The following is a 23,668-nucleotide window of genomic DNA, read 5'->3' as shown; positions in this document are numbered from 1 at the left end:
GCCATGAGCCAGGAAACGGTGATCCGGTGAGGGTGGTCCTCCGGCGCGTCAACCGCGCCCTGCTCGGGCTTGCCGGGCTGCTCCTCGTCGTCGGCGGCGGGGCGGTCCTCGCCGCCGCCCTCGACCTCTCCGTACCGTCCTGGTGGCCCTGGTCGGGCCCCTCGGACGTGCTGCTCTCCACCGCCGACCGGCAGCGATGGCGCGAGGACGGCTGGTGGTGGCCGGTGGTCATCGCCGCGCTCGGGCTCGTCGTCCTGCTCGCCCTGTGGTGGCTGCTCGCCCAGTTCCGGCGGGCCCGGCTCGCCGAGGTCGTCGTCGACACCGGCGACGGCGAGGAGGCGATCCTGCGCGGCCGGGCCCTGGAAGGCGTCCTGGAGGCGGATGCCGCGGCCCAGGAGGGCGTGGCCCGGGCCCGGGTCTCCCTCACGGGCCGCCGCGGCGCCCCCCGTACTCGCGTCGCGCTCCTCCTGGAGCCGTACGCCTCCCCGGGGGATGCCCTGAACACGCTCAGCACCCAGGCGCTCGCCCACGCGCGCGCCTCCACGGGCCTGTCCGCCCTGCCCACCGAGGCGCGCCTGCGGGCCGTGAAGCACCGGGCCCGCAGGGTCACCTGAGAGTCAGAAGCCGCTGCGCGCCCCACCGTCCACCGGGAGCATCAGGCCCGTCAGGTAGGAGGCGGCCGGCGACAGCAGGAAGGCCGCCGTCCGCCCGAACTCCGCCGGGGTGCCGTAGCGGCGCAGCGGGATCGTGGCCTCGTTGGCCGCCCGGGAGGCGTCCGCGTCGCCGGAGAGGGCGTCCAGGGACCGCACCCGGTCGGTGTCGATCCGGCTCGGCAGCAGCCCGACGACCCGCACACCGCGCGGTCCCAGGTCGTTGGCGAGGGACTTCGCGAAGCCGGCGAGACCCGGGCGCAGCCCGTTGGAGATGGTCAGACCGGGGATCGGTTCGTGGACCGAACCGGACAGGACGAAGCCGATGACGCCGCCCTCGCCGAGCGTCTCGGCGGCCGCGCGGGCCAGCCGAACGGCGCCGAGGAAGACGGTGTCGAAGGCGGCCGCCCACTGCTCGTCGGTGTTGTCCGCCGCGAAACCGGGGGCGGGACCGCCCACGCTGATCAGGACGCCGTCGAAGCCGCCGAACCGCGCCCGCGCCTCGGCGATGAGCCGTGCCGGGGTCCCCGGGTCGGTGTTGTCGGCGGCGATTCCGGACGCGCCCGGCCCCAGCTCGGCCACGGCCTCGGCGACGGTCTTCTCCTCGCGCCCGGTGACGAGCACCTTGGCCCCCTCGGCGAGCAGCGCCTCGGCGGAGGCCCGCCCGAGCCCCCGCGTCGCCCCGGTCACCACGTACACACGGTCCTTCAGCCCAAGATCCATGGCCCTATCCTGCCGGGTCCTGATCCTCGCCTGCCAGCGCGAGCGCCGTGCCCACCAGGCCGATGTGGCTGAAGGCCTGCGGGAAGTTGCCCAGCTGGCGGCCGGTCACCGGGTCGTACTCCTCCGCGAGGAGGCCCACGTCGTTGCTCAGGGCCACGAGGCTCTCGAACAGCTCCCGGGCCTCGTCGGGCCTGCCGGTCAGCCGGAGCGCGTCCGCGAGCCAGAAGGAGCAGACCAGGAAGGTGCCCTCCTGGCCCGGCAGGCCGTCCACCGCGCCCGAGTCGGCGCTGTAGCGGCGGACGTACCCGCCGTGCATCAGCTCCGCCCGTACGGCGTCCACCGTGCCCACCACCCGGGGGTCGTCCGGCGGCAGGAAGCCGACCTGCGGGATCAGCAGGGTCGCCGCGTCCAGTTCCGCCGAGCCGTACGACTGGGTGAAGGTGTTCCGGACGGGGTCGTAGGCCCTGGCGCACACCTGCGCGTGGATCTCGTCCCGCATCGTCCGCCACCGTGCCGCGTCCCCCGGCAGCGAGGGGTCCGCCTCCAGGGTGCGGACCGCCCGGTCGGCCGCCACCCAGGCCATCACCTTCGAGTGGGTGAAGTGGCGGCGCGCGCCGCGCACCTCCCACAGCCCCTCGTCGGGCTCGCGCCAGGTCGACTCCAGGAAGCCGAGCAGGCTCAGCTGGAGGTTCCAGGCGTGCCGCTCCGCCGGGATCCCGGCCTCACGCGCGCGGTGGAGCGAGTCCATGACCTCGCCGTACACATCGAGCTGGAACTGGTCCACCGCCGCGTTCCCGGTGCGTACCGGCGCCGAGTCGGCGTAGCCCCGCAACCAGTGCAGGGTGGTCTCGGGGAGCCGGCGCTCCCCGGCGGGCCCGTACATGATCTGCAGGTCGGCCGGGTCGCCGGCGACCGAGCGGAGCAGCCAGTCCCGCCAGGCGCAGGCCTCGTCGACGTATCCGGCGGCGAGCAGCGCGCCGAGGGTGAGGGAGGAGTCGCGCAGCCAGCAGGCGCGGTAGTCCCAGTTCCGTACGCCGCCGATCTCCTCCGGCAGGGAGGTGGTGGGGGCGGCCATGATCCCGCCGGTCGGGGCGTACGTGAGGGCCTTGAGGGTGATCAGGGAGCGCAGCACCGCCTCCCGGTACGGTCCTCGGTAGGTGCAGCGGGCCGACCACTCCCGCCAGTCCGCGAGGGACTGCTCCAGGGCCTCGTGGGGGTCGACGAGGTCGGGGCGCGGCTCGTGGGAGGGGTGCCAGGTCAGCACGAAGGCCACCTTCTCGCCGGCGGTGACGCTGAACGAGGAGCAGGTGGAGAACTGCTGGCCCCAGGTCTTCACGGGCGGTTCGCTGCGCAGCCAGACCGAGTCGGGACCGGCGATCGCGACCCGGTGGCCGTCGACGCGGCGCATCCAGGGCACGACGGAGCCGTAGTCGAAGCGGAGCCGCAGCACGGCGCTCATCTCGACGCTGCCGCTGACGCCCTCCACGATCCGCATCAGATCGGGGGCCTTGTCGCGCTGCGGCATGAAGTCGACGACCTTGACCGTGCCCGTACGGGTCTCCCAGTAGGTCTCCAGGACGAGGGAGTCCTCGGCGTACCGGCGGCGGGCGCAGGTCGTGGCGCCCTTGGGGGCGATCCGCCAGTGGCCGTTGTTCTCGTCGCCGAGGATCGAGGCGAAGCAGGCGGCCGAGTCGAAGCGGGGCAGACACAGCCAGTCGACCGATCCGTCGCGGCCGACGAGCGCGGCGGTCTGGAGATCGCCGATGAGGGCGTATTCGTCGATACGTTGCGTCACGCTTTGGGCTGTTCCCGGAAGCGGCGGCGGTCAATCAGAGGGACGGAGTGGCCTGGATCGCTTCGGGGTCCCTCCCCGGGGTCCCGGGGGCGTCGTTTCCAGGCGTGTCGGACGAGGCAGCGGCCTTCCGGTCCAGCTTCTCCCGGCGGACCAGGATGACCCAGCCGACGGGTACCCCGCCCGCGAAGAGCCACCACTGCACCGCGTACGCCATGTGGGCGCCGATCGATTCGTGGTCGGGCTCGGGGATCAGCTCGGGGGTGTCCCCGGCGGGTTCCGGCGTGATCTGTTCCAGGTAGCCGCCGAGCACCTCGCGGCCGATGAGCTCCGCCTGCTGCCGGCTGTTGATGAGCATGACCTGGCGGTCCGGCAGGCCCTTCAGGTCCTTGATGCCGCTGGCGCCGGTCGTCTCGTCGGCCTTGAGCCGGCCGGTGATGGTGACCTCGCCCTTGGGGGCGGGCGGTACCGGCGGGAAGGAGTGCTGGTCGGCGGCGGCCGGTACCCAGCCGCGGTTGACCAGGACGACCAGGCCGTCCCGGAGGACCAGCGGGGTCAGGATGTGGACGCCCACCCGCTCGTCGGCGGAGGTACGGCGGCGGACGACCACCTCGTGGGCGGTGTCGAAGGTGCCGGTGGCGGTGACGGGCCGCCAGTAGTCGGAGCGCGGAACCGTGTGGCCGGGGGAGGTGAGCTCCTCGACCGGGACCTGCTTCGCCGCGATGCTGTCCGCGATCAGGGCGTTCTGGGCGACCCGGCGCTCGTGCCGGTGGAATTGCCAGAAGCCCAGCTCGATCATCGTCGGGACGAGGGCGAGGGCGATGAGGGTGAGGATCACCCACTGCCGGGACAACAGGAAGCGGTACACCCCATGACCGTACAACTCGGTCCATGGGGTGCACGCAGTGGGGTTCGGCTCGCCCCGGGCGAGCCGAGGATCGTTTCCTCAGACCCTGTCGACGATGCCCACCTTTCCTTCCGCGCGGGCGCAGTGACCGCCGCAGTACCAGCTTCCGTCGACCTCGACGCCCTGTCCGATGATCTGGACCCGGCAGTGCTCGCAGATGGGCGCCATGCGATGGATGGCGCAGGCGAAGCAATCGAAGACATGGATCGCGCCCTGGGCATGAATCTCGAAGGACATGCCGTAATCGTTTCCGCAGACCTCACAACGTGCCATGCGCCACAGGGTGGGGCTCCCGGCGGGCGCGCGCAGCTCGGCACGCCCGCAGGGCCGGGGGTGTCACCCGTCTGCCGGGGCCACGTCGCGGAGCAGCTGGGTGTACGCGGCCTCGTCGACGACCGGCGTGCCGAAGGACTTGGCCTTCACGGTCTTGGAGGTGGCGGAGTCCGGGTCGTTGGTGACGAGCAGGCTCGTCAGCCGGGAGACGCTCCCGGCCACATGGAGACCGGCGTCGACCGTACGGTCCTCAAGCAGCTCGCGGTCGACGGAGGTGTCCCCGGAGAAGGCCACCCGCATGCCCTGCTTGAGCGGTTTGTCCTTCTCGTACCGGCCGGGGTTGGGGTACGGGCACGGCGGACGCTTCCGCGAGGGACGCCAGCTGCCCGCCCGGTACGAGGAGGCGTACGAGGCCTGCTGGCCGATCCGGGGCTGCGCGGGCGACGAGGCCCACTCGGTCAGCGGCCGGCATTCGAGCAGCGGCAGCCGGACGTTGCGCGAGGCCGCCGCGTGCAGGCTCGGCCGGAACGCCTCGGCCAGCACGCGCGCGTCGTCGAGCGCGTTGTGCGCGCGCTGCTGCACCACGCCGAAGTGCGCGGCGAGCGACTCCAGCTTGTGGTTGGGCAGCGGCAGCGACAGCTCCTTGGCGAGCGCGATCGTGCACAGCCGCTGCCGCACGGGTGCGGCGGACTCCGCGCGCGCGTACTCCCGGGCGATCATCTGCCAGTCGAACATCGCGTTGTGCGCGACGAGCACCCGCCCGTCGAGCCGGGCCGCGAACTCCGCCGCGATCTCCGGGAAGAGCGGCGCGCCCTCCAGGACGTCGGTGGTGAGCCCGTGGATCCAGACGGGTCCCGGATCACGCTCGGGGTTGACCAGCGTGTACCAGTGGTCCTCGACGTTCCCCTGGGCGTCCAGCCGATAGACGGCAGCCGACACTATCCGGTCGTCGCGGGCGAGTCCGGTGGTCTCCACGTCGACGACCGCGTACCCCTGCGGGTAGGCGGCCGGCCACGTCGCTGCTGTCGTACGGTCGTCAAGCACGGTCACTGAGAATACGGCCCGCGACGGACAACTCCGTCCCCGGTGTCCCCGGGGGCCCCGGAATCGGCCACGCGACTCAGCCCAGCAGGGCCACCAGATCCCCGGCCGCGGCCTGTTCGAGACCGCAGCCGTCCACCGGACCCGGCAGCAGCCGGTAGACGGTGCCCGAGGCCCCGTCCGGCACGACGTCCCCGTCGAGGAGCGCCGGGAAGGCCTTCCGGCCGTCCGCGACCGCCCCCGCCGCCCTCGGCCCGTCCGCGCGCCGGGCGCTCCGGACCTGCGGATCCGGTCCGCGAAGGCCTCCACCGGCTCGGCCGGGCGCCGTTCGTACCCCCACACCTCGTCCGGACCCCCGTATCCGCGCCGCAGCGCGTGCACCTCGTCCGTCCGGGCCGCGGCGTGCCGGACCGCCAGGTCCCACAGCGTGGTGCGCCCCGCGGTGAAGTACTGGTGGAGGTCCTTGCCGACCCGGCCGAGCTCCGCGCGGTGCGTGCCCACGCTCTGGAAGCCGTCGGACGGCGGCAGGTGCAGATCCGTCCAGAGGAACGTGCGGTGCTCCAGATCGACGAGCATCGGCACGTGGACCCGGGAGTCGCCCACGAGGTCGTACCGCTGGCGCACCGTCCGCGGGTCGTACGCGGCGTCCCTGCCCTCCCGGGACGGCAGGGCCATGAACCCGGCGAAGGCGTCCAGGAGCTCAGACCTCCGCGGAGAGCGTGTGCGGCATTAATCCGGGCGCACGCCGTCGGGTCCCAACAGGCCGTCCACCAAGGCCTGTACGGAGGTGGCGAAGAGCCGGTCCGGGTCGACCGGGGCGGCCAGGGCGCGGGTGAGGGCGGGGTCGGGCGGGTCCGTCGTCGCCGTCTGCCAGAGCTCCGTCTCCGCGGGCGACTGGGCGGGGGAGCGTTCCCGGTTGCGCTCGACCAGCACGTGACCGACGACCTGGACCTGCACGGCCCGCACGACGTCCGCCGCCCTGGTGCCGCGCAGGCCTGCCGCGTGGACCTCCTGGGCCAGGGCCCGCTGGGCGGGCAGGAACATCCGCTCGGTCAGGCCCCGTTCGTGGACCATCGCCACCAGGTGGGGGCGCGCCCGGAGCTCGTGGCGGAGGGTGCGGGCGACCGAGACGATCCGGGCGGCGGGGGTGCGGCCGTGCGGGGTGATCGCGGCGAGGTCGGCGACCGTCCGCTCGACCAGCGCGTCGAGCAGGGACTCCCGGTTGCCGACGTGCCAGTAGATCGAGGTGACCGCGGTGCCGAGCTCGGCGGCGAGCCTGCGCATGGTGAGGGCGGTGGGGCCGTGCTGCTTCACCAGAGCGGCGGCGGTCTCCAGGATCTCTTCGCGGGTGAGTGCGGTGCGCGCCATCCGTGCCCCCAACTCTGTTCCGTGCACGCCTATTTACCCTTCATCGCCGCCGGTGTAACTCTGTTACAGACCCGACTCCATGAAGGGTGGTACGTCATGGCACGAGTACGGTACGGGGCGCGCACCGACGCCGAGATCACGGCGGCCCGGACGAAGAGCGCGAAACTCCCCGACATCTGGTCCACCGGAGTGGTCGCCGTCTGGGAGACCGACCCGGACGTCGTCGCGGCCGTCCTGCCGCCCCCGCTGAAACCCACCGCGCGGCCCCTCGTCCGCGCCAACATCAGCAAGGTCGACCTGCCCGGCTATCCCCTCGGCGCCGGCTCGGTGGCCGTCGCCGCCGCCCACGGCGACCGGGAGGGCTGGTACCCGCTGGTCATGCCGATGACCCACGAGCGCGCCCTGGTCGGCGGCCGTGAGGTCTTCGGCGAGCCGAAGAAGCTCGGCGAGGTCGTCGTCGAGCGCGACGGGCTCGTCGTCCGCGCCTCGCTCGGGCGGCACGGCATCGACTTCGTCGAGGTGCGCGGCGCGGTCTCCGGACCGCTGCCGCTCCCGGAGCCCGTCGAGAAGACCGACTTCTACTTCAAGTTCCTGCCCGGCGTCGACGGCTCCGGCTTCGACGCCGAGCCCGTCCTCGTCCACTGCGTCCGCAACGAGAAGGTGCGCAAGCTGGAGCGGATCACCGGCGACGTGGTCCTGCGCGAGTCGATGTACGACCCCGTCGCCGACCTCCCCGTACGCCGGCTCGTCGAGATCACCATCGGCGAGAAGACCACCGACCAGAGGGGCACGGTCGCCGAACGGGTCTCCGCGCAGGCCCTCCTGCCGTACATCCACCAGCGGTACGACGACCCGCAGCAGATCCTCGACGGCCCGCCGGAAGGGAGCGTCTGATGGAGCTGCGCGAGGGACAGGTCGCCGTCGTCACCGGCGCGGCGAGCGGCATCGGGCGCGCCATGGCCCGTCGCTTCGCCGCCGAGGGCCTGGCCGTCGTCCTCGGGGACGTCGAGGAGGGCGCGCTCGCGGCGGCCGCCGACGAGCTGATGGAGGACGGGGCGCAGGTCCTCGCCCGGACGGTCGACGTCTCGGACCCCGACGAGGTGCGGGCGTTCGCGGACGCCGCGTACGACACCTTCGGAGCCGTCCACGTCCTCTGCAACAACGCGGGCGTCGGCTCCGGCGCCGAGGGCCGTATGTGGGAGCACGAGCCCAACGACTGGAAGTGGGCCTTCTCCGTCAACGTCTGGGGTGTCTTCCACGGCATCCAGGCCTTCGTCCCCCGCATGATCGCGTCCGGCGAGCCCGGCCACGTCGTCAACACCTCCTCCGGCGACGGCGGCATCGCCCCGCTGCCCACCGCCTCCGTGTACGCGGTCACCAAGGCGGCCGTCGTCACCATGACCGAGTCGCTCTACGCCCATCTCAGGGCCGAGCACGCGCGCGTGGGCGCCTCCGTGCTCTTCCCCGGACCGCACATGCTCCGCACCGGCCTCTGGGAGTCGCACCGCAACCGGCCCGAGCGGTACGCCAAGGAGCGGCCGCGCAGGACCCCGTACCGCAGCCTCGACCAGTGGGAGGCCGCCATGAAGGAGGCCGGCCACGAGGTCGCCTTCACCCCGGTGGAGGAGGTCGCCGAACACGTCGTCGACGGCATCCGCGCCGACCGCTTCTGGATGCTGCCGGAGAGCGAGCACAGCGACCGGCAGATCAGGGCGCGCTCGCGGTCGATGCTCGACCGCGCCAACCCGTCGTACCTGGAGAGCTTCATTCTCGATTGAGGGGGCCGTGATGGCCGATCCGAACGACCCGTATCTGATCATCTCCTCCGACTGTCATGCCGGTCTGCCCACCGAGGAGTACCGGCCCTATCTCGACTCCCGCTTCCACCGCGCGTTCGACGAGTTCCTCGCCGGACGCGAGGCGCGCCGGGAGGCCATGACCCGGCTCGGGGTCCGCAACGAGGCCTTCGCGGACAAGTGGTTCCACGACAACGAGGAGGGCCTGCGCGGCGGCTGGGACGCCGGGCAGCGGCTCAAGGAGCTCGACGGCGACGGGGTCGCCGCCGAGGTCGTCTTCCCCGACGCGGACGCCGTCGACAGTCGCACCGCCGCCCCCTTCGGCGTCGGCCTCGGCCTCTCCGGCGACCAGGACCCGGAGCTCGGCATGGCGGGCGCGCAGGCGCACAACCGCTGGCTCGCCGAGTTCGTCGGACAGAACCCCGAGCGGCACTGCGGGGTGGCGCTGCTGCCGATCACCGCCGAGCCGGCGAAGGTCGTCGCCGAGATCCACCGGGCCAAGGAGTCGGGGCTCGGGGCGCTGATGATCCCCTCCATGTGGGTGGACAAGGAGCCGTACCACGACCGGCGCTACGACCCCGTCTGGGCGGCCGCCGCCGAGGCCGGCATGCCGCTGGTCACCCACTCGGGCGCGGCCCCGCGCGAGGAGTACGGCGACCACCTCGGCATCTACGTCTCCGAGGTCACCTGGTGGCCGTCCAGGCCGCTGTGGTTCCTGCTCTGGTCGGGCGTCTTCGAGCGCCACCCCGGACTGCGGTTCGGGGTCGCCGAGTCCGGCTGCTGGTGGCTGCCGAACCTGCTCTGGTTCATGGACCGGCTCTACCTCGGCGCGCACGGCGGCAAGAAGCTGTCCCCGTTCGCTGAGCTGAAGCGGCCGCCCAGCGAGTATCTGGACCGGCAGGTCTTCATCTGCGCCACCAACACCAAGCGGCGCGAACTCGCCCAGCGGTACGAGATCGGCGTCGACAACATCCTGTGGGGCTCGGACTTCCCGCACCCGGAGGGGACCTGGCCCGACACGCGCGCGTGGCTCCGGAAGACCTTCCACGACATCCCGGTGGCGGAGACGCGTCGGATGCTGGGTCTGGCGGCGGCCGAGGTCTTCGGATTCGATACGCGAATATTGGATCCGATCGCCCGTCGCATCGGCCCCACCCCCGCCGACCTCGGCCAGCCCGCCGACCAGGCCGCCGTGGAGGCCTCCTGGGCCCGCTCGCGCGACGTCGGCCGCCACTGGCTGACGGACCACGACTTCCCCACCCTGGGGGTCACGCCATGAGCGAGGAGCGCTACACGGTCATCTCGGCCGACTGCCACGCGGGCGCCGACCTCCTCGACTACCGCCCCTACCTGGAGAAGAAGCACCACGAGGCCTTCGACGCCTGGGCGGCCTCCTACGTCAACCCGTACGAGGACCTGCTCGCCGACACCGCCGACCGCAACTGGAACTCCGAGCGCCGACTGCGCGAGCTGGAGGCGGACGGCATCGTCGCCGAGGTCGTCTTCCCCAACACCGTCCCGCCGTTCTTCCCCAAGGCCTCCCTGATGGCCCAGCCGCCCAGCGCGGCCGAGTACGAGCAGCGCTGGGCCGGACTCCAGGCGCACAACCGCTGGCTGGCCGACTTCTGCGCGGCCGCGCCGGGGCGCAGGGCCGGCGTGGCGCAGATCCTCCTCAACGACGTCGACGCGGCGGTCGCCGAGATCCGCCGCGTCCGCGAGGCGGGACTCACCGGGGGCATCCTGCTGCCGGGGGTGCCGCCCGGCTCGCCCGTGCCCGAGCTGTACTCGGAGGCGTACGACCCGATCTGGGCGGTCTGCGCCGAGCTCGACGTCCCCGTCAACCACCACGGCGGCTCGGCGTCGCCGCCGCTGGGCGACGAACCGGCCGCCCGCGCGGTCTTCATGGTGGAGACCACCTGGTTCTCCCACCGGGCGCTGTGGCACCTGGTCTTCGGCGGTGCCTTCCGGCGCCACCCGGGGCTCGAACTGGTCCTGACCGAGCAGGGCTCGGGCTGGATCCCGGGCGTGCTCGACATGCTGGACTACTACCACGGCCGCCTGGTGTCGGCCGCGACGAAGGCCTCCACGGCGGAGTCGAAGTTCGGCGCGGGCCTCGCCGAGGCCATGGGCAAGGGCCCCAGCGCGGTCTGGCGCGACAACTGCTTCGTCGGCGCGAGCTTCATGCGCCCCCACGAGGTGCCGCTGCGCGACCGGATCGGCCTCGACAAGATCATGTGGGGCAGCGACTACCCGCACGACGAGGGCACCACCCCGTACTCCCGCGAAGGCCTCCGGATCGCCTACGCGGGACTCCCGAAGGAGGAGGTCGCGGCGATGGTCGGCGGCAACGCGGCCCGTGTCTACGGCTTCGACCTCCGTCTGCTCGACCCCCTCGCCGCCGTCCACGGCCCGCGCGTCGAGGAGATCGCCGAACCCCTGAAGGAGGTCCCCGCGGGCGCCACCAGCCCGGCCTTCGCCCCGGGCGGGTCGGTCCGCGTCTGGTGACCGGCCGGGTGCGACGCTCCTGAGGTGACCGACGCACCCGAGGTGACCGACGCACCCGAACACGAGGCCCACGGCGGAGGCCTCGGCTCCCGTCTCAACTGGCTCCGGGCGGCCGTGCTCGGAGCCAACGACGGAGTCGTCTCCACCGCGGGCCTCGTCGTCGGCGTCGCCGGCGCCACCGAGTCCCAGGCGGCGCTGCTCACCGCCGGTCTCGCGGGGCTGCTCGCCGGATCGATGTCGATGGCGGCGGGGGAGTACGTCTCGGTCTCCACCCAGCGCGACTCCGAGCAGGCCGCCCTCGCCCAGGAGAAACGCGAACTGCGCGAGGACCCGGAGGCGGAACTCGCCGAACTGACCGGCCTCCTGGCGGCCCGCGGCCTCTCCGCCGACGTGGCCCGCGAGGCCGCCGAGCAGCTCACCGCCCGCGACGCCCTGCGCGCCCACGCGCGCGTGGAGCTGGGCATCGACCCGGACCAGCTCACGATCCCCTGGCACGCGGCCGCCGCGAGCTTCCTCGCCTTCACCGTCGGTGCCCTGCTCCCGCTCCTCGCGATCGTTCTTCCCCCGGCCTCCGCCCGTCTCTGGGTCACGGTCGTCTCCGTCCTGGCGGCCCTGGCCTTCACCGGCTGGTGGAGCGCCCGCCTGGGCGAGGCCCCCGCGGGCCGCGCGATCCTCCGCAACGTGGCGGGCGGCGCCCTGGCGATGGCGGTCACCTACGGTGCGGGCACGCTGCTGGGAGCGACGGGCGTCTAGGGGGTGCCTTGTCGATCAGGCCGGGCTCGCGGCGGCTGGCACCGCGCCTCGCCGCGTTGTCGTCGGTCGGCATGGCTCCGCCATGCCTCCCTCCTCCGCCTTGCGATGCGTCCCCTCGGCCCCTGCGGGCCTGGGGAGACCCCATGCACCAGCCGCCGCTCCCTGATCCGGCCTGATCGGCAAGACACCCCCTAGGGGGTGCCTTGTCAGAAGGTGCCAAGGCTTGCTGACAAGTCGTCTCGCATACTTGTTGGTAACCACGTCTAGCCGCACCCCGACCTGCGCACCTACCGTCAACGGCATGCCGAACCTGCCCGATGTCGTGCTCTGGTCCATACCGGCGTTCGTCCTGCTCACCGTGATCGAGATGGTGAGCCACCGGATCCATCCCGACGAGGAAGCCGCCGGGTACGAGACCAAGGACACCGCCACCAGCCTCGGCATGGGGCTCGGGAGCCTGGGCTTCGACGCGCTGTGGAAGATCCCCGTGGTCGCGGTCTACACCGCCGTCCACGAGCTGACGCCGCTCCGCGTCCCCGTCCTCTGGTGGACGATCCCGCTCATGCTGCTCGCGCAGGACTTCTTCTACTACTGGCAGCACCGCGGGCACCACGTCGTCCGCGTCCTCTGGGCCTGCCACGTCGTCCACCACAGCAGCCGCAAGTTCAACCTCAGCACCGCCCTGCGCCAGCCGTGGACCGGCGCCACCTCCTGGCCGTTCTACCTGCCGATGATCGCCCTCGGCGTGCACCCGGCGGCCCTCGCCTTCTGCTACTCGGTCAATCTCGTCTACCAGTTCTGGATCCACACCGAGCGGGTCGACAAGCTCCCCCGGCCCTTCGAGTACGTCCTCAACACGCCCTCGCACCACCGCGTCCACCACGCCTCCCAGGGCGGCTACCTGGACCGGAACTTCGGCGGCATCCTCATCGTCTGGGACCGGATGTTCGGCTCCTGGGTCGGCGAGACCGACCGGCCCGTCTACGGCCTCACCAAGAACATCGAGACGTACAACCCGCTGCGCGTCGCCACCCACGAGTACGCCGCCATCGCCCGCGACCTCAAGGCCGCGCAGGACTGGCGCGAGCGGGCCGGACGGGTCTTCGGCGGCCCCGGCTGGCAGCCCGCGCCCGCGGACACCCGGGGTCCCGGCCCCGCCGCCCCGGAGGCCGCCGCGTGAAGGCCTCCCCGCGTGGACTCTCCCGCGCGCTGCTCGCCGCCTTCGGGCTCGCGACCGCCGTCGACCTGATCTCCCTGCTCGCCGGCGCCGAGCTCGGCCACCAGATCGCCAAGCCGTTCCTGATGCCCCTGCTCGCCGCGTACGCCGTCACCCGGGGCGCCCCGAAGGTGCTGACCGCCGCGCTGCTCTTCGGTTGGGGCGGCGACGTCCTCCTGCTCTCCGACGCCGACTGGGCCTTCCTCGTCGGCATGGGCTCCTTCGCCGCCGGCCACGTCTGCTACCTCGTCCTCTTCGGCCGACGGCGTACGTCACCGCTGCTCGGCGCCCTGTACGCGGTCGCCCTCGTCGGCACCGTCCTGCTCCTCTGGCCCGACCTCCCCGCCGATCTGCGGATCCCGGTCGCCGGGTACTCGCTGCTCCTGACGGCCATGGCGTACCGCGCGAGCGCCCTCGGGCTCCTGGCCGGACTCGGCGGCGCCCTCTTCCTGCTGTCCGACACCCTCATCGCCACCGGGGTCGCCGAGTGGCCGCAGCTGCCGCTGCCCGACTTCTGGGTCATGCTGACCTACATCGCGGCGCAGTACCTGCTGACGGCGGGAGCGCTCCACGCGATGTACGGTGAACGTCGTACAACCGTCTGACAGCAAGGACCGTCCGCCATGCGCGCCACCACCATCCACGCCCCCTTCGACATGCGCGTGGAGGACGTGCCCGACCCGGTGGTGCAGCACCCCACCGACGTCGTCGTCCGCGTCCTGCGCGCCTGCGTCTGCGGCAGCGACCTGTGGGCCTACCGTGGCGAGTCCGCCCGGCAGCCCGGCCAGCGCATCGGCCACGAGTTCCTCGGCATCGTGGAGGCGGCGGGCTCCGAGGTCACCGGCTTCGCCGCCGGAGACCTCGTCGTCGCCCCCTTCGTCTGGTCCGACGGCACCTGCGACTACTGCGCCGAGGGGCTCCAGACCTCCTGCCCGAGCGGCGGCTTCTGGGGCTCGGTCGGCTCCGACGGCGGCCAGGGCGAGGCCGTCCGCGTCCCCTTCGCCGACGGCACCCTCGTCAAGCTCCCCGCCGACGCCGCCTCCGACGACCACCTGCTGACCGCGCTCCTCGCGCTCTCCGACGTCATGGGCACCGGCCATCACGCCGCCCTCGGCGCCGGAGTCCGCAAGGGCTCCACGGTCGCCGTGGTCGGCGACGGCGCCGTCGGCCTCTGCGGTGTCCTCGCCGCCAAGCGCCTCGGCGCCGAGCGGATCATCGCGCTGGGCCGGCACACCACCCGTACCGACATCGCCCGCCTCTTCGGCGCCACCGACGTCGTCGCCGAGCGCGGCGAGGCCGCCGAGGCCGCCGTCCGCGAGCTCACCGGCGGCCAGGGCGCCCACGGAGTCATCGAGGCCGTCGGCACCGAGCAGTCCATGCGCACCGCCGTCGCCATCGCCCGCGACGGCGGCTCCATCGGCTACGTCGGCGTCCCGCACGGCAGCGGCACCGGACTCGACCTCTCCGTGATGTTCGACCGGAACATCGCGCTGCGCGGCGGCGTCGCCCCCGTGCGCGCGTACATCCCGGAGCTGCTCGCGGACGTCCTGGACGGCACCATCGACCCGTCGCCGGTCTTCGACCTGACCGTCGACCTCGACGGCGTCCCGGGCGGCTACAGGGCCATGGACGAGCGCACCGCGCTCAAGGTCCTCGTCAAGCCGTAGTCCAGACGGGGGCGTCGGCCCCCGCGATGCCCGGCGGGCGTGACCAGCCCGTCGGGCCGCCCTCGTACGCGACGGGCGACAGCGCGTGCCGCAGCCGCCCGAGGGGTCCCTCCGACTCGGTGAGGTACCGCTCGGGCTCGTACCGGGGCAGTGCGTGCGTCAGCCAGTGGCCCGTCCGGGCGAGGGCGAGCCGGACGAGCCGCGTGCCCCCGTCCCGGTCCTGCTCGGTCAGCGACCGCAGCACCGCCGCCGCGAGCAGATAGCCCGTCCCGTGGTCCAGGGCCTGTGCGGGCAGCGCACCCGGCTGCTCCGCCGATCCCTCCACGGTGGCGATCCCGGTCGCCACCTGGACCAGGCTGTCGAAGCCGCGCCGTCCGGCCCACGGCCCGTAGTCGCCCCACGCGGAGAGCCGGGCGGTGACCAGCCCCGGGCGGTGGAGGTCGAAGCGGTCGAGGGCACCCGGCCGGTAGCCGGTGACCAGCACATCGGCGGAGTCCAGGAGCTCTTCGAAGGTACGCCGGTCCGACGGGCGGTCCAGATCGAGGGCGGCGGTCCGCTTGCCGACGTCCGTGTCCGCGTGCTGGTCCGGCAGTTCGGGATTGCCCGGCGGGTCGATCCGCAGCACGTCCGCGCCGAGCAGCGCGAGCGTCCGGGTCGCGACCGGCCCGGCGATCACCCGGGTCAGGTCCAGGACCCGCAGCGGGCCGCCACGGCGCCGGGGCGGGGCCTCGTCGAGCCGCTCCCGGGTCAGCAGCGGCCGCGCCGCCACCGCCCGGCCCTGCTCGTGCGCCGCCCACTCCGAGGGCGTGCGCAGGGCGACGGCCAGGCCCCCGGCCGCGTACACCGCCGTCTCGACCTCCACGGCCTTCCGCTCGGCGATCGCCGCCCCGACGGCCTCGACGGAGTCGGAGACACCCAGCGCGGCGAGCAACCTCACCTTGTGGTGCGGGTAGTTGGCGTGGGTGCGGACCCAGCCGTCGGCCGCCCGCCAGAACCGGGAGAGCGGCGCGAAGCTCACCGGCGCCCGCCCGTCGACCCGTAGATGACGCTCGCCGACGAAGGCCGTGGCGACCGCCCCGTCGTCCACCCGTACCGGACCCGGCAGGCCCGCGTGCTCCACCGCGGCGAGTGAGCAGACCGCGACGGCCGCCCGGGCCAGCTCCATCACCGGGAGCCGCGCGGACAGCAGCCCGGCGGGCCCGCCGTACTCCACCCGGTCCACCAGGGCGGGATCACCGCCGAGGGCCGACCACAACAACTCCGTACCGGTACGCACTGTGTTGTCCATGGACCGCACTATGGCACCCGGTGCCATGCGAAGAGCCCTGGTGTGGCACACCACACCAGGGCCCTCGTTCACTCATGCGTCGACTAGCGGCGGACAGCGTCCAGCGCGTCGATCAGACCGGCTCCGTAGAAGCCGTTCTTGTTCTTGCCACCCTCGCAGACGGCGTCGATCTTGCCGTCGGCGTCGATGTCGTACGGGTTGGTGCACGAGCGCTTGTCGGCCTGCGCGTACAGCATCGCCTTGAGGGCCGCCGGGCTCGCGTGGGGGTGCGTCGACTTGATGAGCGCGAGGACGCCCGCCGCGTGCGGCGAGGCCATCGAGGTGCCGGCCTTGTAGTTGTAGCCGCCGTTGACCGTGGTCGACAGGATGAGGCCGTTGACCGCCGGGGCGTCCGGGGTCTGGAACCTGGTGCTGTCGCCGCCGGGCGCCGCGATGTCGATGACACCCAGACCGTAGTTCGAGTAGGACGACTTCAGGCCCTTGGCGCCGGTCGCGGAGACCGTGACGACACCCGGCAGCATGGCCGGGTAGTCGAAGCACTCCTTCGGGTCGATGACCCGGTCGCCGGGCGTCGTGTCGTTCGGGCTGCTGTTGTCGACGATCGAGTCGGCCGCCAGGTCGAACTTGGAGTTGCCGGCCGCCGCGACGTTGACCGTGCCCTTGCGCTCCGCGTAGCGGGTCGCACGGGTGACCGCCTCGATGAGGGCCTTCTGGTCCTCGTCGTTCTTGCAGGCGAACATCCACGGGTCGGTGTAGTAGCTGTTGTTCGTGACGTCGACGCCGTGCTCGGCCGCCCACACGAAGCCGCAGACCACGGCCTCCGTGTAGAAGAAGCCGTCCGGGGTGGACACCTTGATGCCGGAGACCTTGACGCCCGGGGCGACACCGGTGATGCCGATGCCGTTCTTGGCGGCCGCGATCGTACCGGCGACGTGGGTGCCGTGGTCGCTCTCGCCCGGGTTCGGACGCCACGAGCCGGCGGTGGTGTCCGGCTTGCCGGACACGCAGTTGGCCGAGGCCTTGGCGTCGAAGTTCGGCGCCAGGTCCGGGTGGGTGTCGTCGACACCGGTGTCGATGACACCGACGGTGACGCGCTTGCTGCCCAGCGTCCGCTGGTGGGCCTTGTCGGCCTTGATCGCCGGGAGGTCCCACTGCAGGGGCTCAAGAGCGTCCTGCTCGTCCGTCGCCCGGGCCGCGGCGGCCTTGGCCTCGGCCTCGGACAGCTCCTGGGTGCCGCCGCCGACCGAGTTGTCGGTCTGCACGGAGAGCGGGGCGGTACGGGTCGAACCGGCCGACACCACACCACGGGCCGTGCGGATCGTCTTCGCGAACTCGGGGTTCTGCGAGTGGACGACTATGACGCCTATCTGGTCGTACGAGATGACCACTTCGCCACCCGCGGCGGCGATCGCCTTCTTCACCGAGGCGGCGGTCCAGCGGCCACCCGCGATGTTGACGACGTACGACAGCTTCGGGCCGTTCGTCGCCACGGCGGCCGCCGGTGCGTCGCTCAGTTCCGCGGCGGAGGCGGCGCCGGAGGGAAGGAAGCCGAGCGAGGCCGTGAGTGCGAGACCAACCGGCAGAGCAAGAGCTCGGCCGCGCCTCGATCCCAGATGAGCCATGGGTTCTCCACATCATCCGTATGTCTGTCCGCGCGCGGGTTTACGCGCGGACAGGTGCATGACGAGTGAAGCTATCGCTGATCTTCCCGGCGCTTCAATGAGTTGAGAAGACTTCATGAAGATCTGTGCGAATAAATCCCTCGCGTGAACCGCTTCGCTTCTCGCTCCGTGCCGTTGTGCAGGGGAGGGGCTCCAGCCGGAGTCCCCGCTACCGCACCCCTGGTGAGGCCCCCTTGACCATGCCGTCCGTCCCCGCGTCACGAGGAGATTCCGTGGCTACCGAAGCACCGCCGCCGCCCAGAAACGGGACGGAGACCGCGTCAGTTCCCGTAGCGCCCACGACGGAACAATTCGTCGAGGTGCAGGAAGGCGCGGAGTTCGGCGAACTGCGCCGTACGTACCGCTCCTTCGCCTTCCCGCTCACCCTGGCCTTCATCGCCTGGTACCTGCTGTACGTGCTGCTCTCCAACTACGCGGGCGGCTTCATGGGGACCAAGGTCTTCGGCAACATCAACGTGGCCCTCGTCCTCGGCCTCGGCCAGTTCGCCACCACCTTCCTCATCGCCTGGCTCTACTCGCGGCACGCGGCGAACCGACTCGACCCCAAGTCCGACGCCATCAGAAAGCGCATGGAGGGCGACGCATGAGCACCCCCGTCCTGCTCGCGGCGGGCAACGCCACCAGCGAGCACCGACCGCTGATCATCGCCCTCTTCGGCGCCTTCGTCATCGCCACCCTGGTCATCACCATCTGGGCCGGCCGGCAGACCCGCAGCGCCGCCGACTTCTACGCAGGCGGGGGTCAGTTCACCGGCTTCCAGAACGGCCTCGCGATCTCCGGCGACTACATGTCCGCCGCGTCCTTCCTCGGCATCAGCGGCGCCATCGCCCTCTACGGCTACGACGGCTTCCTCTACTCGATCGGCTTCCTGGTCGCCTGGCTCGTCGCCCTGCTCCTGGTCGCCGAACCGCTGCGGAACTCCGGCCGGTTCACGATGGGAGACGTCCTCGCCTACCGGATGCGCCAGCGGCCCGTCCGTACCGCCGCCGGCACCTCCACCATCGTCGTCTCGATCTTCTACCTGCTGGCCCAGATGGCGGGCGCGGGCGTGCTCGTCTCGCTGCTGCTCGGCATCACCAGCGACGGCGGCAAGATCGGGATCGTCGCCCTCGTCGGCGTCCTGATGATCGTCTACGTGACGATCGGCGGCATGAAGGGCACCACCTGGGTGCAGATGGTGAAGGCCGTCCTGCTCATCGCGGGCACGCTCCTCATCACCTTCCTCATCCTGCTGAAGTTCGACTTCAACCTCTCGCAGCTGCTCGGCGCCGCCGCCACCAACAGCGGCAAGGGCGACGCCTTCCTGGAGCCCGGCCTCAAGTACGGCGCCAGCGCCATGTCGAAGCTCGACTTCCTCTCCCTCGGCATCGCCCTCGTCCTCGGCACCGCCGGCCTGCCCCACATCCTGATCCGCTTCTATACGGTGCCGACCGCCAAGGCCGCCCGTAAGTCGGTCAACTGGGCCATCGGCATCATCGGCGGCTTCTACCTGATGACGATCGTCCTCGGCTTCGGCGCAGCCGCCCTGCTCAGCGGCGACACCATCAAGGCGTCCAACAAGGCGGGCAACACGGCGGCCCCGCTCACCGCCCTGGAGGTCGGCGGTGGCGCCGGCTCCACCGGCGGCGCGATCCTCCTCGCCGTCATCTCCGCCGTCGCCTTCGCCACCATCCTCGCCGTCGTCGCCGGTCTGACCCTGGCCTCGTCCTCGTCCTTCGCGCACGACATCTACGCGAACGTGATCAAGCGCGGGAAGGCCACGGAGAAGGAGGAGATGCGGGCCGCCCGCTGGTCCACCGTCCTCATCGGCGTCGTGTCGATCGCGCTCGGCGCCCTCGCCCGCGACCTCAACGTCGCCGGCCTGGTCGCCCTCGCCTTCGCGGTCGCCGCCTCGGCCAACCTGCCGACGATCCTCTACTCGCTCTTCTGGAAGCGGTTCACCACCCAGGGCGCGCTCTGGTCGATCTACGGCGGACTGGTCTCCTCCGTCGTCCTCGTCCTCTTCTCGCCGGTCGTCTCCGGCGCGCCGACCTCGATGTTCAAGGGCGTGGACTTCCACTGGTTCCCGCTGGAGAACCCCGGCCTCATCTCGATCCCGCTCGGCTTCCTCCTCGGCTGGCTCGGCTCGCTCTTCTCCAAGGAGGAGCCCGACGCCGGCAAGTACGCGGAGCTGGAGGTCAAGTCCCTCACCGGCGTCGGGGTCGCCGCCGCGATCAAACACTGACCGGAACGCAGTCGGTCGTATACGTTCCGCAGCGATCCACCGGCCGCGTCGTAGGGTTCTACGACGCGGCCGCGTCGGTCCTCGTGACAATCTGCCCTGCTCGTTGTCCGTGCGCTCACGTAGGCTCGGACCACACGCAACCACAAGACGGGGAGGGGGCCCACAGTGCTCTTGGACACCTATGGCCGAGTGGCCACCGACCTGCGCGTCTCGCTCACCGACCGCTGCAATCTGCGGTGCACGTACTGCATGCCGGAAGAGGGCCTCCAGTGGCTCGCGAAGCCGGATCTCCTCACCGACGACGAGATCGTCCGGCTGATCCGCATCGCGGTCACCGACCTCGGCGTCACCGAGGTCCGCTTCACCGGCGGCGAGCCGCTGCTCCGCCCCGGACTCGTCGGCATCGTCGAGCGCTGCGCGGCCCTGGAGCCCCGCCCCCGGATGTCCCTCACGACCAACGGCATCGGGCTCAAGCGCACGGCCGCCGCGCTCAAGGCCGCCGGCCTCGACCGGGTCAACGTCTCCCTGGACACGCTGCGCCCCGAGGTCTTCAAGACCCTCACCCGGCGCGACCGCCACCAGGACGTCCTCGACGGCATGGCCGCGGCCCGCGAGGCGGGCCTCACCCCGGTCAAGGTCAACGCCGTCCTGATGCCCGGGCTCAACGCCGACGAGGCCCCCGACCTGCTCGCCTGGGCGGTCACGGAGGGTTACGAGCTCCGCTTCATCGAGCAGATGCCCCTCGACGCCCAGCACGGCTGGAAGCGCGACGGCATGATCACCGCAGGGGACATCCTGGAGTCCCTGCGCACCCGCTTCACCCTGACGCCCGAAGGCGCCGACGAGCGCGGCTCGGCCCCCGCCGAGCGTTGGGTCGTGGACGGCGGACCGCACACGGTCGGTGTCATCGCCTCCGTCACCCGCCCGTTCTGCCGGGCCTGCGACCGCACCCGGCTCACCGCCGACGGCCAGGTGCGGACCTGCCTGTTCGCCACCGAGGAGACGGACCTGCGGGCCACGCTCCGCTCGGACGCGCCGGACGACGAGGTCGCCCGGATCTGGAAGCAGGCGATGTGGGGCAAGAAGGCCGGTTCCGGCCTCGACGACCCGAGTTTCCTGCAGCCCGACCGCCCGATGTCGGCGATCGGCGGCTGAGAGGGGGAGTCCTCAGGCCTTGTCGGACTCCCGGCTGAGAGGGGGAGTCCTCAGGTCTCCTCGGACTTCCAGTCGGCCAGTGGCACGACGTCCTTGAGGAAGCCCCGTACACCCAGGAACTGGGACAGATGCTCCCGGTGCTCGTCGCACGCGAGCCAGGTCTTGCGACGCTCGGGCGTATGCAGCTTGGGGTTGTTCCACGCGAGCACCCAGACGGCGTCGGCGCGGCAGCCCTTGGCGGAACAGATCGGCTTCTCTTCGCTCACCTGATCATTGTCCAGCAAGGGCGATGCCGGGCAGCCACGGGGGGAGCTGCCCGGCATCGGTCCGTCGCTCCGACGGGGGATGCGGAGCGCGTAGGCAGTATGTCACGGCACATGGGGTCGGGTGCACTGGAACTTCACGATTGATCTGAGCTTTTCTTGAGCTTTCCGGCCACTGTCCGTGATCAGTTCCGGCCGTACGGTCGCTCCGTGTCCGCGTCCGCCGAGGCCTCGGCGACACCGAGTGCGGGCCGCACCGGAGCCGGTACGAAGGTGGAGGGAAGCGACGGAGCGGACTCGCGGCCCGCGTTCGCGATGACCACGGCGATGTAGGGGAGCAGGATGCCCAGGGCCAGCGCCACGATCGCCACATGCCGCTCGACGTTCCACAGCACCGCGGCCGCGATCACGGACAGCGTCCTGACCGTCATCGAGATGATGTAGCGCCGCTGCCGCCCCCGGACGTCGTCCGCGAGCCCCTGCCGGGCCCCCGTGATCCGGAAGACCTCGGATCCGTCACGCTTCGCCATCGCCGTCCACCACCCACCGGTCGCGCCGGACCCTCCCCGGTCCGGACCTCGCTCCACCGTACGCCCGCCCTCCCGGGCCGACGAGACCGGGGCGCGGATGGAGCTGTCCGACATGCGCCGTATGGCGGATGGGCCGAGACTGGGCGCAGTTGCGTAGCAAGGAGGCGGCGATGAGTTGGTTGTGGGCGATCATCGTGGGATTCGTCCTGGGTCTGATCGCGAAGGCGATCCTTCCCGGGAAGCAACAGATCCCGCTCTGGCTGACGACCGTGTTCGGCATTCTCGGCAGCGTGCTCGGCAACGCCGTCGCGACCTGGATGGGAGTCAACGACACCAAGGGCATCGACTGGACCCGCCACCTGCTCCAGCTGATCGGCGCCGTCGTCGTCGTGGGCGTGGGCGACATGCTGTGGGCCTCGATCAAGGGCAACAAACAGCGGGCCTAGCGGCTCACCGGAAGCCCGGAAGCCCCGGAAGTCCGGAAGCCCGAAAAGCCGGGAGGCCCGGTACGGCACATCAAGTGCCGTACCGGGCCTCCCGGTTCCGCGTCTGTGTCACGCGCCGGCGAACTCGATCGCCGCCAGGTTCTTCTTGCCGCGCCGCAGCACCAGCCAGCGGCCGTGCAGCAGCTCGTCCGCCGACACCTCGGCGTCCTCGGCGGTGACCTTCACGTTGTTCACGTACGCCCCGCCCTCCTTCACCGTGCGACGCGCCCCCGACTTGCTCGGGGCGAGACCGACCTCGGTGAACAGGTCGACGACCTGGCCCAGCTCCGTCACGCGCGCGTGCGGCAGCTCGGACAGGGCGGCGGCCAGCGTCGCCTCGTCCAGCTCCGCCAGGTCGCCCTGACCGAACAGCGCCTTGGAGGCGTTGATGACGGCCGCGCACTGGTCCGCGCCGTGCACCAGCGCGGTGAGCTCCTCGGCCAGCGCACGCTGGGCGGCACGGGCCTGGGGACGCTCGGCGGTCTGCTGCTCCAGCTCCTCCAGCTCCTCGCGGGACTTGAAGGACAGGATCCGCATGTACGTCGAGATGTCCCGGTCGTCCACGTTCAGCCAGAACTGGTAGAACGCGTACGGCGTGGTCATCTCCGGGTCGAGCCAGACGGCCCCGCCCTCGGTCTTGCCGAACTTGGTGCCGTCCGCCTTGACCATCAGCGGGGTCGCGAGCGCATGCGCCTCGACACCCGGCTCCAGGCGGTGGATCAGGTCGAGGCCGGCCACCAGGTTGCCCCACTGGTCCGAGCCGCCCTGCTGGAGCGTGCAGCCGTAGCGGCGGTACAGCTCCAGGAAGTCCATGGCCTGCAGCAGCTGGTAGCTGAACTCGGTGTAGCTGATGCCCTGCTCGGACTCCAGGCGCCGGGCGACGGAGTCCTTGGTCAGCATCTTGTTGACCCGGAAGTGCTTGCCGATGTCCCGCAGGAACTCGATCGCCGACATGCCGGCGGTCCAGTCCAGGTTGTTCACCATGACCGCCGCGTTCTCCCCCTCGAAGGAGAGGAACGGCTCGATCTGCGTCCGCAGCCGGTTCACCCAGTTCGCGACCGTCTCGGGGTCGTTCAGGGTGCGCTCGGCCGTCGGTCGCGGGTCACCGATCTGCCCGGTGGCCCCGCCGACCAGCGCCAGCGGCCGGTGCCCGGCCTGCTGGAGCCGGCGGACGGTGAGGACCTGGACCAGGTGGCCCACGTGGAGACTGGCCGCGGTCGGGTCGAAACCGCAATAGAAGGTGACGGGACCGTCCGCGAGAGCCTTGCGCAGTGCGTCCTCATCGGTGGACTGGGCGAAGAGCCCACGCCACTTCAGCTCATCGACGATGTCGGTCACGTCGTCCGTCTC

Annotated in this window: 25 protein-coding genes; 13 read left to right on the top strand and 12 right to left on the bottom strand. The window is 71.7% G+C overall.

The genetic code is table 11. The annotated features are described in order from the left end of the window. The first annotated feature begins 26 nt into the window (after window positions 1-26). The gene (gene amaP, locus OG514_RS02640) at window positions 27-614 is read left to right on the top strand and encodes an alkaline shock response membrane anchor protein AmaP (RefSeq protein WP_266890404.1); all 588 of its coding nucleotides are present in this window, start codon (window positions 27-29) and stop codon (window positions 612-614) included. Between the two features lie 3 nt (window positions 615-617). On the opposite strand, the gene OG514_RS02635 is transcribed toward amaP, so the two are convergent. From OG514_RS02635 to OG514_RS02605, 7 genes are all read right to left on the bottom strand, one after another. Then, window positions 618-1,373, bottom strand: a complete 756-nt coding sequence (locus OG514_RS02635; protein WP_266890402.1) for an SDR family oxidoreductase — start codon at window positions 1,371-1,373, stop codon at window positions 618-620. Between the two features lie 4 nt (window positions 1,374-1,377). After that, on the bottom strand, window positions 1,378-3,168 hold the full coding sequence (locus OG514_RS02630) for a glycoside hydrolase family 15 protein (RefSeq protein ID WP_266890400.1): 1,791 nt from the start codon (window positions 3,166-3,168) through the stop codon (window positions 1,378-1,380). A 34-nt stretch (window positions 3,169-3,202) separates the two neighbouring features. After that, window positions 3,203-4,033: an SURF1 family protein gene (locus tag OG514_RS02625; RefSeq protein WP_266890398.1), complete on the bottom strand. Its 831-nt coding sequence runs from the start codon at window positions 4,031-4,033 to the stop codon at window positions 3,203-3,205. Window positions 4,034-4,111: 78 nt separating this feature from the next. Then, a complete protein-coding gene (locus OG514_RS02620) occupies window positions 4,112-4,345 on the bottom strand; it encodes a hypothetical protein (RefSeq protein WP_189830397.1) in 234 nt (77 codons plus the stop codon). A gap of 63 nt (window positions 4,346-4,408) precedes the next feature. After that, window positions 4,409-5,395: a DEDDh family exonuclease gene (locus OG514_RS02615; RefSeq protein WP_266890395.1), complete on the bottom strand. Its 987-nt coding sequence runs from the start codon at window positions 5,393-5,395 to the stop codon at window positions 4,409-4,411. Between the two features lie 70 nt (window positions 5,396-5,465). Then, on the bottom strand, window positions 5,466-5,726 hold the full coding sequence (locus OG514_RS02610) for a hypothetical protein (RefSeq protein ID WP_266890393.1): 261 nt from the start codon (window positions 5,724-5,726) through the stop codon (window positions 5,466-5,468). A 389-nt stretch (window positions 5,727-6,115) separates the two neighbouring features. Next, window positions 6,116-6,754: a TetR/AcrR family transcriptional regulator gene (locus OG514_RS02605; protein ID WP_266890391.1), complete on the bottom strand. Its 639-nt coding sequence runs from the start codon at window positions 6,752-6,754 to the stop codon at window positions 6,116-6,118. A 96-nt stretch (window positions 6,755-6,850) separates the two neighbouring features. On the opposite strand from OG514_RS02605, the gene OG514_RS02600 reads away from it, so the two are divergent. From OG514_RS02600 to OG514_RS02565, 8 genes are all read left to right on the top strand, one after another. Then, complete coding sequence (locus OG514_RS02600) at window positions 6,851-7,648, top strand: acetoacetate decarboxylase family protein (RefSeq protein WP_266890389.1); 798 nt, start codon at window positions 6,851-6,853, stop codon at window positions 7,646-7,648. After that, the gene (locus tag OG514_RS02595; protein ID WP_266890387.1) at window positions 7,648-8,532 is read left to right on the top strand and encodes an SDR family NAD(P)-dependent oxidoreductase; all 885 of its coding nucleotides are present in this window, start codon (window positions 7,648-7,650) and stop codon (window positions 8,530-8,532) included. Before OG514_RS02600 ends, OG514_RS02595 begins: the two co-directional genes overlap by 1 nt. A gap of 10 nt (window positions 8,533-8,542) precedes the next feature. Next, entirely contained in the window at window positions 8,543-9,829 is a 1,287-nt protein-coding gene (locus OG514_RS02590) for an amidohydrolase family protein (RefSeq protein WP_266890385.1), read from the top strand. Further along, complete coding sequence (locus tag OG514_RS02585) at window positions 9,826-11,055, top strand: amidohydrolase family protein (RefSeq protein ID WP_266890383.1); 1,230 nt, start codon at window positions 9,826-9,828, stop codon at window positions 11,053-11,055. The genes OG514_RS02590 and OG514_RS02585 overlap by 4 nt, the downstream gene beginning before the upstream one ends. Window positions 11,056-11,097: 42 nt before the next feature. Then, window positions 11,098-11,808, top strand: a complete 711-nt coding sequence (locus OG514_RS02580) for a VIT family protein (protein WP_266900726.1) — start codon at window positions 11,098-11,100, stop codon at window positions 11,806-11,808. Between the two features lie 301 nt (window positions 11,809-12,109). Beyond that, window positions 12,110-12,988, top strand: a complete 879-nt coding sequence (locus tag OG514_RS02575; RefSeq protein ID WP_266890382.1) for a sterol desaturase family protein — start codon at window positions 12,110-12,112, stop codon at window positions 12,986-12,988. Next, the gene (locus OG514_RS02570; protein ID WP_266890380.1) at window positions 12,985-13,629 is read left to right on the top strand and encodes a lysoplasmalogenase; all 645 of its coding nucleotides are present in this window, start codon (window positions 12,985-12,987) and stop codon (window positions 13,627-13,629) included. Before OG514_RS02575 ends, OG514_RS02570 begins: the two co-directional genes overlap by 4 nt. An 18-nt stretch (window positions 13,630-13,647) precedes the next feature. Then, a complete protein-coding gene (locus OG514_RS02565) occupies window positions 13,648-14,691 on the top strand; it encodes a zinc-dependent alcohol dehydrogenase family protein (RefSeq protein ID WP_266890378.1) in 1,044 nt (347 codons plus the stop codon). On the opposite strand, the gene OG514_RS02560 is transcribed toward OG514_RS02565, so the two are convergent. Together OG514_RS02560 and OG514_RS02555 are read right to left on the bottom strand one after the other, a co-directional pair. Next, on the bottom strand, window positions 14,681-15,979 hold the full coding sequence (locus tag OG514_RS02560; RefSeq protein ID WP_266890376.1) for a CoA transferase: 1,299 nt from the start codon (window positions 15,977-15,979) through the stop codon (window positions 14,681-14,683). The two genes, OG514_RS02565 and OG514_RS02560, sit on opposite strands and share 11 nt — an antisense overlap. An 83-nt stretch (window positions 15,980-16,062) precedes the next feature. Then, window positions 16,063-17,601, bottom strand: coding sequence for a S8 family serine peptidase (locus tag OG514_RS02555; RefSeq protein WP_266890374.1), 1,539 nt, complete (start codon window positions 17,599-17,601; stop codon window positions 16,063-16,065). Between the two features lie 272 nt (window positions 17,602-17,873). Here OG514_RS02555 and OG514_RS02550 point away from each other — a divergent pair, with 272 nt between their 5' ends. The 3 genes from OG514_RS02550 to moaA all read left to right on the top strand — a co-directional run bounded on the left by OG514_RS02550 (window position 17,874) and on the right by moaA (window position 21,040). Further along, entirely contained in the window at window positions 17,874-18,248 is a 375-nt protein-coding gene (locus tag OG514_RS02550; RefSeq protein WP_266890372.1) for a DUF485 domain-containing protein, read from the top strand. After that, complete coding sequence (locus tag OG514_RS02545) at window positions 18,245-19,885, top strand: cation acetate symporter (protein WP_266890370.1); 1,641 nt, start codon at window positions 18,245-18,247, stop codon at window positions 19,883-19,885. The genes OG514_RS02550 and OG514_RS02545 overlap by 4 nt, the downstream gene beginning before the upstream one ends. Before the next feature lie 165 nt (window positions 19,886-20,050). After that, window positions 20,051-21,040: a GTP 3',8-cyclase MoaA gene (gene moaA, locus OG514_RS02540; RefSeq protein ID WP_266890368.1), complete on the top strand. Its 990-nt coding sequence runs from the start codon at window positions 20,051-20,053 to the stop codon at window positions 21,038-21,040. 50 nt (window positions 21,041-21,090) lie between these two features. On the opposite strand, the gene OG514_RS02535 is transcribed toward moaA, so the two are convergent. After that, a complete protein-coding gene (locus tag OG514_RS02535) occupies window positions 21,091-21,306 on the bottom strand; it encodes a hypothetical protein (protein ID WP_266890366.1) in 216 nt (71 codons plus the stop codon). A 182-nt stretch (window positions 21,307-21,488) separates the two neighbouring features. Next, window positions 21,489-21,833, bottom strand: coding sequence for a DUF3099 domain-containing protein (locus tag OG514_RS02530; RefSeq protein WP_266890364.1), 345 nt, complete (start codon window positions 21,831-21,833; stop codon window positions 21,489-21,491). 170 nt (window positions 21,834-22,003) lie between these two features. On the opposite strand from OG514_RS02530, the gene OG514_RS02525 reads away from it, so the two are divergent. Beyond that, window positions 22,004-22,279, top strand: coding sequence for a GlsB/YeaQ/YmgE family stress response membrane protein (locus tag OG514_RS02525; RefSeq protein WP_266890362.1), 276 nt, complete (start codon window positions 22,004-22,006; stop codon window positions 22,277-22,279). 108 nt (window positions 22,280-22,387) lie between these two features. Here OG514_RS02525 and tyrS read toward each other — a convergent pair whose 3' ends face one another. Next, window positions 22,388-23,656: a tyrosine--tRNA ligase gene (tyrS, locus tag OG514_RS02520; protein ID WP_266890360.1), complete on the bottom strand. Its 1,269-nt coding sequence runs from the start codon at window positions 23,654-23,656 to the stop codon at window positions 22,388-22,390. Window positions 23,657-23,668 lie beyond the last annotated feature (12 nt).

It is taken from the genome of Streptomyces sp. NBC_00572 (assembly GCF_026341815.1).
Classification (GTDB): domain Bacteria; phylum Actinomycetota; class Actinomycetes; order Streptomycetales; family Streptomycetaceae; genus Streptomyces.
The sequence above is the reverse complement of the archived record's forward strand: the minus strand, read 5'-3'. Positions and strand labels throughout refer to the sequence as shown.

Bases quoted from the DNA above. Each gene is read 5' to 3' on its own strand.
- OG514_RS02635 (WP_266890402.1), bottom strand. From the start codon at position 1,373: ATGGATCTTGGGCTGAAGGACCGTGTGTACGTGGTGACCGGGGCGACG.
- OG514_RS02620 (WP_189830397.1), bottom strand. From the start codon at position 4,345: ATGGCACGTTGTGAGGTCTGCGGAAACGATTACGGCATGTCCTTCGAG.
- OG514_RS02605 (WP_266890391.1), bottom strand. From the start codon at position 6,754: ATGGCGCGCACCGCACTCACCCGCGAAGAGATCCTGGAGACCGCCGCC.
- OG514_RS02600 (WP_266890389.1), top strand. From the start codon at position 6,851: ATGGCACGAGTACGGTACGGGGCGCGCACCGACGCCGAGATCACGGCG.
- OG514_RS02595 (WP_266890387.1), top strand. From the start codon at position 7,648: ATGGAGCTGCGCGAGGGACAGGTCGCCGTCGTCACCGGCGCGGCGAGC.
- OG514_RS02590 (WP_266890385.1), top strand. From the start codon at position 8,543: ATGGCCGATCCGAACGACCCGTATCTGATCATCTCCTCCGACTGTCAT.
- OG514_RS02585 (WP_266890383.1), top strand. From the start codon at position 9,826: ATGAGCGAGGAGCGCTACACGGTCATCTCGGCCGACTGCCACGCGGGC.
- OG514_RS02575 (WP_266890382.1), top strand. From the start codon at position 12,110: ATGCCGAACCTGCCCGATGTCGTGCTCTGGTCCATACCGGCGTTCGTC.
- OG514_RS02565 (WP_266890378.1), top strand. From the start codon at position 13,648: ATGCGCGCCACCACCATCCACGCCCCCTTCGACATGCGCGTGGAGGAC.
- OG514_RS02560 (WP_266890376.1), bottom strand. From the start codon at position 15,979: ATGGACAACACAGTGCGTACCGGTACGGAGTTGTTGTGGTCGGCCCTC.
- OG514_RS02555 (WP_266890374.1), bottom strand. From the start codon at position 17,601: ATGGCTCATCTGGGATCGAGGCGCGGCCGAGCTCTTGCTCTGCCGGTT.
- OG514_RS02545 (WP_266890370.1), top strand. From the start codon at position 18,245: ATGAGCACCCCCGTCCTGCTCGCGGCGGGCAACGCCACCAGCGAGCAC.
- OG514_RS02530 (WP_266890364.1), bottom strand. From the start codon at position 21,833: ATGGCGAAGCGTGACGGATCCGAGGTCTTCCGGATCACGGGGGCCCGG.
- OG514_RS02525 (WP_266890362.1), top strand. From the start codon at position 22,004: ATGAGTTGGTTGTGGGCGATCATCGTGGGATTCGTCCTGGGTCTGATC.